This window comes from Brumimicrobium aurantiacum, from assembly GCF_003402975.1.
Taxonomy (GTDB): domain Bacteria; phylum Bacteroidota; class Bacteroidia; order Flavobacteriales_D; family Crocinitomicaceae; genus Brumimicrobium; species Brumimicrobium aurantiacum.
Window position 1 is genome coordinate 306,099 of record NZ_QURB01000001.1, and the last position, 13,315, is coordinate 319,413.

General features: G+C 34.8%; 9 protein-coding genes. 2 read left to right on the forward strand and 7 right to left on the reverse strand.

What is annotated here, in order from left to right:
- Window positions 1-373 precede the first annotated feature (373 nt).
- Both gcvP and DXU93_RS01390 read left to right on the forward strand, forming a co-directional pair.
- Window positions 374-3,259 carry an aminomethyl-transferring glycine dehydrogenase gene (gcvP, locus tag DXU93_RS01385; protein WP_116879448.1) on the forward strand — a complete coding sequence of 962 codons (2,886 nt, stop codon included), beginning with the start codon at window positions 374-376 and terminating at the stop codon, window positions 3,257-3,259.
- Window positions 3,260-3,457: 198 nt separating this feature from the next.
- Window positions 3,458-3,853, forward strand: a complete 396-nt coding sequence (locus DXU93_RS01390) for a hypothetical protein (RefSeq protein ID WP_205679214.1) — start codon at window positions 3,458-3,460, stop codon at window positions 3,851-3,853.
- A gap of 285 nt (window positions 3,854-4,138) precedes the next feature.
- Here DXU93_RS01390 and DXU93_RS01395 read toward each other — a convergent pair whose 3' ends face one another.
- From DXU93_RS01395 to DXU93_RS01425, 7 genes are all read right to left on the reverse strand, one after another.
- Window positions 4,139-4,840 carry a CTP synthase gene (locus DXU93_RS01395; protein WP_116879449.1) on the reverse strand — a complete coding sequence of 234 codons (702 nt, stop codon included), beginning with the start codon at window positions 4,838-4,840 and terminating at the stop codon, window positions 4,139-4,141.
- An 88-nt stretch (window positions 4,841-4,928) separates the two neighbouring features.
- On the reverse strand, window positions 4,929-5,561 hold the full coding sequence (locus DXU93_RS01400; protein ID WP_123776011.1) for a hypothetical protein: 633 nt from the start codon (window positions 5,559-5,561) through the stop codon (window positions 4,929-4,931).
- Between the two features lie 285 nt (window positions 5,562-5,846).
- A complete protein-coding gene (locus DXU93_RS01405) occupies window positions 5,847-7,427 on the reverse strand; it encodes a T9SS type A sorting domain-containing protein (protein WP_116879451.1) in 1,581 nt (526 codons plus the stop codon).
- 245 nt (window positions 7,428-7,672) lie between these two features.
- Window positions 7,673-8,845 carry a ribonuclease D gene (locus DXU93_RS01410; RefSeq protein ID WP_116879452.1) on the reverse strand — a complete coding sequence of 391 codons (1,173 nt, stop codon included), beginning with the start codon at window positions 8,843-8,845 and terminating at the stop codon, window positions 7,673-7,675.
- Between the two features lie 3 nt (window positions 8,846-8,848).
- Window positions 8,849-9,820 (reverse strand): polyprenyl synthetase family protein, encoded by a 972-nt coding sequence (locus tag DXU93_RS01415; protein ID WP_116879453.1) that lies wholly within the window; start codon window positions 9,818-9,820, stop codon window positions 8,849-8,851.
- 48 nt (window positions 9,821-9,868) lie between these two features.
- Window positions 9,869-12,697 carry an efflux RND transporter permease subunit gene (locus DXU93_RS01420; protein ID WP_165851311.1) on the reverse strand — a complete coding sequence of 943 codons (2,829 nt, stop codon included), beginning with the start codon at window positions 12,695-12,697 and terminating at the stop codon, window positions 9,869-9,871.
- A gap of 197 nt (window positions 12,698-12,894) precedes the next feature.
- Window positions 12,895-13,308, reverse strand: a complete 414-nt coding sequence (locus tag DXU93_RS01425; RefSeq protein WP_116879455.1) for a Fur family transcriptional regulator — start codon at window positions 13,306-13,308, stop codon at window positions 12,895-12,897.
- Between the last annotated feature and the right edge of the window lie 7 nt (window positions 13,309-13,315).

Here is a 13,315-nt window from a genome sequence, read left to right on the forward strand (position 1 = left end):
AGGTATAACATTTGTTTCACGAAAGGAAACTTTTATAGGTAATCTTAAAAAAAACTTTATTTAAGTTAATAAAAAATGTAGAATTAAAAAACAACGTCCTCGATGATTCTTACTCTACTTCTTTATTCTTCATACCAGTAGACAATCCCTAGTTCTTATGAAACCTCCCTCTTTTTTTCATCTTAACTGAAAACTCTACAACTAATTGCACCGCTTACAACTCTTCTGGTTTTTTCGATGTATTCTTGTTACATCTTCTTAGAAAAATCAACAGCATAAACAGAAAACAATTTACATGTATCATATTAACTTAAAAAATTCTATTCTCAATACTATATATCTTATATTTGCAGTCTCAAATAAACTGTAATAAATGAGCGCATTTTCTAAACGACACATTGGTCCTTCACAGGATGAGAAATCGGCAATGTTAGCTGAGATCGGAGTAAATTCAATTGACGAATTAATGGAGCTAACGGTTCCTAAGGACATTCGATTGAAAGAAGAATTAAAAATCGATACTGCCTTAACAGAAAAGCAGTATTTAGATCACATTGGTGATTTGGCAGTAAAAAACAAAGTTTTCAAATCTTATATTGGATTGGGATACAGTGAAACAAATGTACCGCCAGTTATCCAACGAAATATTTTAGAAAATCCAGGATGGTACACGGCTTACACGCCATACCAAGCTGAGATCGCGCAAGGTCGTTTGGAAGCATTATTGAATTTCCAAACCATGATTAGCGATTTAACTGGTTTAGAGATCGCAAATGCATCTTTACTCGATGAATCAACAGCTGCTGCAGAAGCAATGATTATGTTCTTTAATGCAAGAGCACGTGCGGACGTAAAAGCTGGAAAAAATAAGTTTTTCGTTTCAGAATATGCTTATCCACAAACGATTGATGTAATCAAAGGAAGAGCCGTTCATTTAGGAATCGAATTGATTTTTGGAGACCCAACAAATTACGACTTAACAGATGACAAAATTTTTGGTGCTTTAGTTCAATATCCTGATGCTTATGGTCGTGTAAAAGACTTGAGAGGGTTTGTTGAAAAAGCAACCCAACAAGATATAAAAGTTGCTGTAGCAGCAGATATCATGTCATTGGTTTTATTAGAAGCTCCAGGAAAAATGGGGGTTGATGTGGTTTGTGGTTCTACACAAAGATTTGGTGTTCCAATGGGATACGGTGGACCTCACGCAGCTTATTTTGCAACAAGAGAAGAATACAAAAGACACATACCAGGAAGAATCATTGGTGTATCAAAAGATGCAGATGGAAACATCGCTTATCGAATGGCACTTCAAACACGTGAGCAACATATTAAAAGAGCAAAAGCGACTTCAAACATTTGTACAGCACAAGCGTTATTGGCTGTAATGGCAGGAATGTACGCTGTTTATCACGGTCCAGAAGGATTGAGATACATTGCTCAGAACATTCACAACCAAACGGCAACAATTCATCAATCGATTGAAAAAGCAGGGTACAACGTATTGCACAACGACTATTTCGATACTTTATGGGTTGAAACTCCAGCCGGATTATCTTGTGAACAATTAAAAGAGGTTGCGGAAGAACACCACATTAATCTACGTTACATCAACGAAAATCAATTTTCTATTAGTGTTGGTGAAAGAACAAACGATGCAGAGGTTATAGGTTTAGTGGGCGTTTTAGAATTGGCTGCTAAAGCAAAAGGTATCGAGGTTGAATTTATTTCATCGGAAGTAAACCAAGAATTAGCGCGTAAGACTGAAATTTTAACACACGAAGTATTTAATACGTATCATTCTGAAACAAAAATGATGCGTTACATGAAGTGGTTGGAAAATAAAGACCTTTCATTGGTTCATTCCATGATTGCTTTAGGTTCTTGTACAATGAAATTGAATGCCGCAGCGCAATTGATGCCAATTACATGGCCAGAATTTTCAAATTTACATCCATTTGCTCCAGTAAATCAAGCCACAGGTTATCATGAAATGATCAAAGGTCTCGAAAAAGATTTATGTGAAATCACTGGTTTCCATGCGATGTCTATGCAGCCTAACTCAGGTGCGCAAGGAGAATATGCTGGATTGATGGTGATCAAAGCATACCATGAAGCGAATGGAGATATGGATAGAAACATTTGTTTAATTCCTTCTTCTGCGCACGGAACAAACCCAGCTTCTGCGGTAATGGCAGGGTTTAAAGTGGTAGTGACGAAATGTGACGACGCCGGAAATATCGATATTGACGATTTAAGAAAGAATGCTGAAAAATACAGCGACAAACTTGGTGCAGTAATGGTAACTTACCCTTCTACACACGGAGTTTTTGAAGCTGGTATTAGAGAAATTACACAAATCATTCACGATCACGGTGGACAGGTTTATATGGATGGTGCAAACATGAATGCCCAAGTAGGATTAACAAATCCTGGAAATATTGGAGCTGATGTTTGTCACTTGAACTTACACAAAACATTTGCAATTCCTCACGGAGGTGGTGGACCAGGAATGGGTCCAATTGGAGTTGCTAAACACTTGGCACCATTTATCCCAGGAAGTCCAATTATTGACGGAGTTGGTGGTGACAAAGCGATTCATTCTGTATCTGCAGCGCCTTACGGAAGTGCTTTAATTTTATTGGTTTCTTACGCTTACATCAAGATGTTAGGAACAAAAGGATTGAAGCATTCAACAGAAATGGCAATTGTAAATGCAAACTATATCAAAGCAAGATTGAGCAAACACTTCCCAATTTTATATTCTGGAGAAAACAATACCGTTGGTCACGAAATGATCTTAGATTGTCGTGAATTTAAACGTACAGCAGGTGTTGAAGTTGGAGATATTGCCAAACGATTAATCGATTACGGATTCCACTCTCCTACTGTATCTTTCCCTGTTGCTGGAACATTAATGATTGAGCCAACAGAGTCTGAAGACAAAGCAGAATTGGACCGTTTTTGTGATGCGATGATTAGTATCCGTAAGGAGATTCAAGACATTGAAGATGGAAAAGCAGATCAAGTTTCAAATTTATTGAAAAATGCTCCGCACACCGCTGAGTGTATGATCAACCAGGATTGGAAATATGATTACACGCCACAAGAGGCGGCTTATCCATTACCTTACCTTGTACGTAACAAGTTCTGGGTTCCAGTTCGTCGTATTGATGATGCTTTTGGAGACCGTAACTTAATGTGTTCTTGTCCTGCGGTTTCTTCTTATGATAGTGAGGAGGAAGAGGCATTTGCATAATGTTTTTTTTGATTTTAAGGCTCTAAATCTTGCGTTATATTCATATTAAATCTCGGTCATTTATTAATATAAACTCTCGAGAATTTAATATTACATATGCCTTATCTTTAAAGCTTAATAATCAAAAAACAGAACTAGAAATAATTATACAGCGAGGAGGGAATTTTATCCCTCTTCGTTTTTTAACATAAGATTGAAATGGATTACGCGATAGAAATAAAATTTAAGGAACTACTTGCTGAACTTAATGAAAGATTTGGTGGAGGTCTTGATGTGCAATCTATTCTATTTTTGATTGGTGTTCAAGAATTAGGGAAAGGACATCAAAAATTCAGTAAACGTCAAAAGACCGAATTGATGCACGTTGCTGTATGTACAGTTTTAGAGCCTTATGGTTTTTACAAAACTATAGGTAGAGACAAGGACAATTGGCCACATTTTGAGTTTTTAAAAGAACTTCCACCACTAGATGAACGTCAGCAACAACACTTGATGAAAGAGGCAATTTTGACCTATTTCCAGGCGGAAAACAACGAGAATATAGACAATATTGAAATACCTGAGGTTTTGAGGTATTTTGAAGAGGAAGAATAGGGAGAGATTAATCCCAATATAAAACTTCAGTTCTCGATTCTTAAAGCCGTTGAAACGGCAAGCAAAATTAGATCTATTTACCTCTCTTTCATGCGGGATGAATCCCACATCGAAAGTAAATAGCACTAGAATTTAAACTTATATTTCTTTAAAATGAAACTATCTTTACATGCTATTGATGCGGGGTTTATCCCGCATACAATAGATTTCCGAGTTTCAGCCTAGTGGTTTCAACCACTTTAAAACATCTATAAAAAGCAATCTATTTCAGGATTTTTTGACTAATTAACCTTGTTTCTTCACTTCTTTTCCCGCCTCCCAATTACTTGAAAAACTTAAGAATCCACTAATTAAAGGATGTGGAATTTCGGAAGTACTACAAACTTGCGGCAGACTCATAGATGCCACACAAAACGGTCGGGTTTTTAAACTGATAATTTCAGGTTCATTGAATTGATTGACGGCTTCGATATCTAAAACCTCTGCTTTTAAAACTTCATAAATATGAGGATAGATAGAGAATCGTGCATTGGTTAGTTCAGCACGACTTTGGTTTTGATATAGCCCCTTCAATGCTTCAGAGATCGGCGTTACCTCCACCTTTTCAAATGAATTTTGAACCACTAAATTTTCAGACAAAACTTTTTCTTGATCTGGGTTAAGGTGATACATTTTAATAATTAAATTAAGGAAGCTACGGAAAGATTCTCCTGTGACCAATAGTGCAATTTGGGAAGCCAATACTGATTTTAGAATTTCTTCGATAAAGAAAGCGTTATCGTAAGGACCTGGAGCGACAATTACGCCATCAAACTGTGTGAATTTGTTAGGTTTTAATTTACTGGCTTCATGCGTTCTCATCCAGTAATAATTAACACTTAACCCCAATAATTCAGCTGAATGCTCTACAGCTAAATTAGTTGCATGATGTGCATTAAAAGTGAAGTTAAAATCACCTATTATTACAATTTTTATCGATTCAGTCATACTCTAAAACACTGATAATAGGGAAATATATAAAAAAAAGTGGTCATTCCGTTATGAAATGACCACTAAATATAATTTTTATGATTTTCTATCTTTCAAAATAACCTTGAAAGACAGCATCTTGAATTTCTAATGTATCAGATAAAGTAAGATCTGAAGGATTGGTAAACACTGTTACGTTAAATCTTGCAACGAATGATAGGTAATCTCCTTGTTCATCTGTATCTTCCTCTAGATCTGTAAATTCAAAACTTTCAGGAAATCCAGAATTTTCTTTACTTAACCAAGTTCTACCACTTCCGTCCACAAAATAAAATTCAACACCATCTTCGGCGTCATCTTTAAACTGAATCGGTTGAGTAATTCCATTATAGAAAAAGTCATAAAAGTTCTCAACTGAAGGAGTTTCAGTATTGTTAGAACTAAATAAAAGTTTCCCCATTCTCAATTCCACAACATCTGTTTTTTGTGAACTACTAAAGGTAGAATTATATGTTATTGCAGAGGCTTGAGGAGAAGGATTAATTTCTTTAGACTGAGTAGCCTCATGAGAAAACCCTTTAATATCTTCAATGATTTCGTAGGATGCGCCATCCATTCTTGCTTGAAAAGAAACGGATAAGTCAGATTCATAAGTTGGTTTTGGAACCACCTCATGCTTTACACAAGAACTGAGTAAAGCTACTCCTAAAAAAATTGATATCGTATTTATATATTTCATAACATTCATGTTTCTTCGCTAAATATACGTAAACAACATAAAAAAGGTTGTCATTTATTGCATTTAATTCAACACTATTTGTGTTTACTTGTCAAATTTATAACTTTTAAATGAATCAAAAGAATTAGAAGGAAATAAAATTAGAATGAGATGGATTTTGATAATTTAATAATTAGAAGCTTTCTTCTTTCTAATCTACTATTAACACGGGTTGAAACCCGTGCCAATAGTCTATCCTAAAATAGTTGTGTTAGAAAAATGCATCAATACTAAGGTTTATATTCCTTACTCAATCACAAGTTTTTGGGTATATCGCTGTTCATGGTTATTGAATGTAACGGTGTAAATCCCTGGCGAAAATCCTTCAACATCAATCCTATTATTTGAGGTATTCAATTCCGTTTCCAATACTTCTTTCCCTATAACATTGTACACTTTTACTTCATAATCTTGACCCTTTTCTAGGTTATCGATTTGAACAAAGTGATTTGCAGGATTGGGATACATCGTGAAATTGTTTTCAGAAGACCAATTGTTTGTACTTAAATCTGTTGATAGTTCGAGCAGCCAGAAGTCAGACATACCTACATTAGGTACTGTTTTATCACCTGAAACACCTCCCTCAGTATTTCCGAATATCAGTAGAGAGTTATTTTCTATTTCAATAACCCCAGGAAAATAGTCACCCAAATCACTCCCAAATTTATATTGATCTTTTAACGATAAATCACTTGTATCGTTCACCAATATCCAAAAGTCTGTTGAATTATTATGTGAGGCTAAAGTTACTTCTCCAGATATATCACTATCGGAAGTTCCAACCATAACGAGTTCACCTGATTCCGTTAAAAGTGTATTAGTTTCATTATCAACATTATTACCTCCATAGGCTTTATCCATCAAAATGGCTCCATTTTGATTTAGTTTAGTAATCCATATGTCATTAGAACCTCTTGAAGATTCTGTTTTAGTTCCTGACAATCCAGATAAAGTATTCCCAATAACGAACAATCTATTCTCAGAATAAACCAATTTACTACTTAAATCTATACCGGTACCACCTATAGTTCTATCCCACATCACATTCCCATTTTCATCAAGCTTTAACACCCAGTAATCCATACTACCATAACTATCTTCTGTTTTAAGTCCAGAAATAGGCGAACTAGAAGACCCTGTAACAAATATATTTTCATTTTCATCTAAAGCAACTGATATAAAACCATCATCGTCACTTCCTCCTATCGTTTTATCCCAAAGTACATTTCCTTGAGCATCTATTTTCACAATCCAACCGTCATTTTGACCATAAGAACTTTCCGTTTTATCGCCAGAAATACCTGAATATGATTCTCCTACCAACAAAATGGAACCGTCATCAAATTCTACAAAATCACTAAAATAATCATTTCCTGAACCTCCGTAGGTTTTTTGCCATAGTTCGTTTCCTTGATCATCTATTTTAATGATCCAAAAATCTGATAGACCTTTATTGGGAGCTGTTTTGTTTCCATTGATCCAAGAATCACTAAAACCACCAATTAAAACATTGCCATCAGAAGTTTCGATCATTTTTACTAGATCATCTGTTGCTGTTCCACCAAAACCTCTTTGCCACAAAATCGTATTGTTATTATCCATTGAAACTACCCATATATCAATATCTCCAAAATTTGATGTGGTTTTATCTCCTGAGATACCTGACAATGAAGCCCCACCAACAATAGTTTGATTATTAATAGCAATTGCAGCGCGGGGACTATCATAAGAACTCCCTCCAAAAACGTATTGATCTGCAATTTGAAAGTTCTGTGCTTGAGTTAAAAAAGTGGTAAAAACGAAGGTAAAAAGTAGTAATTGTTTCATAATTATTGTAAGGTTTTAAAACTAAATTTTTAAAGTCTCCCTAAATTAAGAAAAATATTTAATTAAGAAAAAACATGTCGTATCGCTATGGTGGTTCTTTCGTCACGATTTTTATTCAAAATTACGCGCCAAAATTAAATGACATCCCTTTCTACTATTAACACGGGTTGAAACCCGTACCAATAGTCTATACTGAAATTAGATAATGCAATGAAGAGAATTTCCTTATGCAGTAGAATTTAATCTTATTTTCCCATCATAAAAGAAGGCAACTCCAAACTCAACTTATTAGCGGTGTTTTGAATCATCTTTTTTTGATAAGGAAGCAGAACCTGTTCTCCAGTTGCAAACTCCGTCATTTTTCGATTAGACAGGAAGAAATTACTGTAGTTTTCTCCGATTTCTTTTTTCAACTCTTCTTTAATCGGTAGGAAAAAACGCTCTTTTGCAGCTTGAATTCTTGTGCGTTGCTGATTAATTTTCAATCTTTTTTCTTTGGTCAATGCAGGAATACTCGATTGATTTTCTGCAATTTTATGTTCGGTAATTTCCTTTTCCGCCAATGCCAATAAAGCCTCAACATTTTGTTGTACTTTATCAACTCTCAACTTTGGATGGATACCTTTTAAAGTCTTCCATTCCTTTACCTTCGCTGGTGTTTTCGCCAGTAATAATGCGATTTTTTTATCCCATACTTTATATGTAGGACGTTTCAATGAAGCACCCAATTCCTCACGGTAATCCATCAATTTCTCAAAACGGATCCACTCACGCAGCGTCATTGTTTTTTGATCTTTTTTCGTGAGATAAGCCACTTTCTCTCCACCCGACCAATCGTGTTTTTCAAATGCTTCCATTTCTTCAGCAAACCATTCTTCTCGATTGATCTCTTCCAAATTTTGCATCAATACTTTTTTTACCGCAGGTAAATGCAATACATCTTCAGCCGCATATTTGTGCTGCTGCTCTGTTAAAGGACGTTGAAACCAATTGCTCTTTTGCTGACTTCCTTTCGTATCGATGGGATAATCTTCACCTAAAACGGCTAAGATTGAATTATTCAAAGACAATGTTTCAAAATCCAACAAGCGCATAGCAACTCCCAAATCTACAATATTGTTAGGTCTTGCTCCCAAATGATGTAAAAGACGCATGTCTTCATTAAAAGCAAAACAAACTAAAGCAATGTCAGGGTTCTCCAATACAGGAAAAATAAGCTCAATTTCAATCCCATCAAGAGGGTCAATTAAAAAACAATTTTCTCCATCAAAAACCTGCATCAAGCAAAGGTTAAAACCATATCTGAAATGATTCTTATCGAATTCTAAATCAATAAAAATCTCTTTTTTTTTGAGCAAAGTTTCCACAACTGTTGCTAATTCAGCATTGGTTTGAATGTATTGAATATTGGGTTTCATTGCTTAATGATCGCGTGACATTAGGTATTTTGCTAAATCTAACAACGGTTGCTTTTGTTCATTTGAGACATTAATATTACTCATATTTTCAAGCGCGCGTTGATAGAATTCTTCTTTCTTTTCTTCCGCTATTTCTTTCACCTTCAATTCTTCAAAAATAGTTTTTGCATTTTCTATTTTAGTTTCTCCATCTTGGTTTTCTAACAGGTCAAGAAGGGCTTTCTTTTGTTCTCCTTCCGCCAATTCTAAAGCAGTGAGCAACAAATATGTTTTTTTATTGGACAAGATATCTCCTCCAACTTGTTTACCGAATTTTTCAGGATCGGCATACAAATCTAAAATATCATCATGCATTTGAAAAGCGAGTCCGATATTCATTCCAAAATTGTAGATATTTGAAATATCTTCTTCATTTTCTGCTCCTCCAATAAGCGCTCCCATTTCTAGAGCAGCACCTAATAAAACAGAAGTTTTTAAACGGATCATTTCGATGTATTCCTCTTTCGTAATACTATTTGAAGTTTCGAAATCCATATCCATTTGTTGACCTTCACAAACTTCTCTTGCCGTTCTTGTAAAAACGCTCAACAATTTAGGTAGAACATCCGTATCATGCTTTGCCAATAGAGAATATGCCTCTACAAATAGCACATCTCCGGAAAGAATCGCAATATCTTGGTCCCATTTTTCATGTACTGTCGACTGTCCTCTTCTCAAAGGTGCATCGTCCATGATATCGTCATGAATTAATGTAAAATTATGGAACAACTCTACCGCAAGTGCAGCGTTTATGGCTTTAATTCCAGGAGTTCCAAATAAGTTACATCCCAACATTGTTAAACAAGGTCTTGTGCGTTTCCCTCCCAAGGTAAGGAAATAACGCAAAGGATCATACAGATTTTTAGGCTCTTTGGGTAATTCTAATGCTGCAATTTTCTTTTCTAGTAATTGCTGATATTCTTGTAGTTGGACCATTTAAATTCTTATTTTCTTAAGCTAAAAATTATGTATTTCTCGTCTTATTTAAGTTGACTTATTGCTTTCATCGTCTTCGTCTTCATCTTCAAAACGTTCCCCTGCATTATAGTCTATACGTGTTCTAGGATCAACTTCTAAATCTGACAATTCGATATCGATTTCCTCATCATAAATATTGATAAATGGCTCACGGAATGCTTTTGAAGCAATTCTATTCTCCAAACTCAACAATAATGATGGAAGTACCGTTAGGTTAGTCAACATTGCCACAAGCATCGTTAAGGAAACAAGTAGTCCTAAGGCTTTTGTCCCTCCAAATTGAGAGAATGCAAACATGGAGAATCCGAAGAACAGAACGATTGAAGTATAGAACATACTCAATCCTGTTTCATATAAAGCATTGATTACACAAGCTCTTTGGTCGTAGCTTCTAATTTTCAATTCCTGACGATATTTGGCCAAGAAGTGGATCGTGTCATCTACGGAAATACCAAAGGCAATACTAAATACCAACAAAGTTGATGGCTTAATTGGAATAGAGAAGATTCCCATGATTCCAGCCGTTACCAATAAAGGTATAAAGTTAGGCACCAATGAAATTACAACCATTCTCCACGAACGGAAAAGAATGGCCATTAATACTGCAATAATTAAAATTGCGATTGATAAACTCGTAATTAAGTTCTTGATCAAGTATTGCGTTCCTTCAGCTGCAACAACAGAGGTTCCTGTAATCAAGTAGGACATTTGCTCTTCATCGATTGATACTTTCAAAGCTTCTTTAAATTCAGGCTTGTCATAATATGAAGAAAGCAAATCTGGATTTAAATCGAATTGGAATAAAAGAGAATCATTTCCATCTGCAATAGCATAAGCGGTGTTGTTTCTATAAGCATTTGAAACATTAAAAATTGAATCGACATATTTCGTTTCACCCGCATCATATTTCGCCCAATATTCATTTACTTGCTCTGCATTTGGATTCAAAATGGTATCCAACATTTCCGAAACACCTTTGATTTTCTCATCAATTTCATAAGATCCTAAATCGTGAATTTGCATTCTCAAACGATACGTTGTATTGGCTGTATCAATCAATTCTTTGAGTGACAAACCAATTGCAGCAGGAGGGAAAATACTTTCTGAAACAAATAAGATTTCTTCGTGATTTGGTCCTTGCGCTAAATATGATTTGATTAATGAATCATTCGGTAAAATCTCAACCTCTACAGAATCATTTGGTGCTTCTTGTGGAGTAAAGTCAAGTATTTCTTTGGCTATTAAAGGAAAGCCTAACATCAAAGAGTCTGTATACTTTAAATTTCCATTACGTACAGAATCCTGATAAACATAAACCTTTTTGGTTCTTGCCATATCCGCTTGAAAGTTTTCCACGTAACCTTTCAGGCGCAGCATATCTTTTCGTTCGATCAACTTATACATATCAACATTATTCCCATAGTAGGACATGTTGATTAATTTCATAAAGTTCACGATGGAAACTGTCTTACTGAAAATGGTGTCTTTTTTCAATTGATTTTGAACTGACTCTACCTTTTCAAGTGTTTTTTTATCAAATTTTCTACCGTCTTTTTTATAGTCAATAAGAATTTCAAAAGGTACTGCACCATTAAAATTCTCTTGAATAAATAGGATGTCCTGAAGCATTGGATCGGATTCAGGTAAATCACTGGTTAGATTCCCAGTGGCTTCCATCTTCGTAGCACCAAAAATCGCTACCCCAATCACAATAAATGTTACTAGATAAATACGCTTTCTATGTGTAGTTGTAAGGTAAACTAGTTTATTTACAATTGATTTAGCAAACTTCTTTTCAAGGTGTTTAAGATGTCTTGATTTTGGTTGTTTTGTTAGAGAGAATAAAATAGGAATGATGCAAATTGAAAGGATAAACACAAACAAAATATTCAAAGATGCTGTGGTTCCAAATTCAATTAGTTTTTCTGAATTTGTGAATACAAAAGTTGAAAAACCAAGTGCTGTAGTAAGGTTGGTTAAAAAAGTAGCATTTCCCACTTTTGCAATTACCCTTGACAATGCTTTTGTTTTATTTCCGTGATCTTTAACTTCCCGATGGAATTTGGTGAGTAAGAAAATACAATTGGGAATTCCGATGACAATCATCAAAGGTGGAATCAAGGCCATTAAAATAGACAATTTAAAGCCCATTAAGCCGATACTTCCCAACGACCAGATAACCGCAGTAAATACAACCAGATTACAAAATAAAACCACTCTGAAAGAGCGGAAGAAAATATAAAGTAATAAAGAAGTTACAGCGATGGCTAGTCCAATGAAAATATACATTTCGCTAACCACACGTTTCCCCATTACGACACGAATATGAGGTAAACCAGCAAAGTGCATTTTACCAAAAACATATTCATAAGCCAAGGCAATATTTTCAGCCTCTAAAACAACTCCTGATTTATTTTGATCACTCAAATATGCTTCATCAATTGAAATCATCATTAAGGAAACATTGGTAGAGTCATTGTAGAGCAATCCATCATACAACGGTATTTGTCTAATTTCTTCTCTTACCTCTTCAATCGATTTGGTTTCAAAAGTTGGGTCTAAAAAAACAGGTTCCGCTTCAAACTTCCCCTCTGTGGTATTGTTTTTAATGGTAAAAAGGTCTGCTTCTGATAAAACTGAATTTATACCGTCTAATTTCGCGATTGAATCTCCAATCTTTTTCCACAAAATGAAGTTTTCTTCGGTGTAAAGCTGGTCGGTTTTTACCGCCATGATGAGTGCTCCCCCATCTTCTCCGAACATTTCTTTCAATTGCAAATAATCATCCTGGGCAGGAGATTTTTTCGGTAGCATATTACCATACTTATTGTCCATTTCTAGACTTGTAAGTGCGAAATAACCGAAGAATACTGTTAATAGAGTTATTATAGAAAGAATAACAATTCTATTCCTCAATATTATCTGAGAGAGTTTAAACCACATAAACTAAATTATATTAAAACATACAAAGTTAATCAAATTGATAGAAGAGGTAGGAATTAGGACTTTTTTAACGAGGTAACCCTATTATTCTAACTACCACTGCATTTTTCACATATTCCTTTAGCTTGAATCTCTTGTTCTTCAATTTGAAAACCGGGAATTTTTATTTCTGGAATTTTATCGATTTCTACACAGAAAACCTCTTCACACTTTTTGCATTGAAAGTGAATATGATTATGGTCGTGCAAACCACTGTCGTGATCGCAAACTTGATCACACAAAGCCATTTTCCTAATATCTCCAGGCATTACAATTTCATGAATAACACCTTTATTTATAAATGATTTTATTGTTCTATACAAAGTAATCCTATCAAAATCACCCAACTCATTTTCAATATCTTGCATTGAAATTGCATGGTCATTTTTTAAGAATACTTTAAGTACTTCTTTTCGAAATGGTGTAACCCTTAATTTCTTTTTACGTAAAATAGTATCATTCATAGATGCA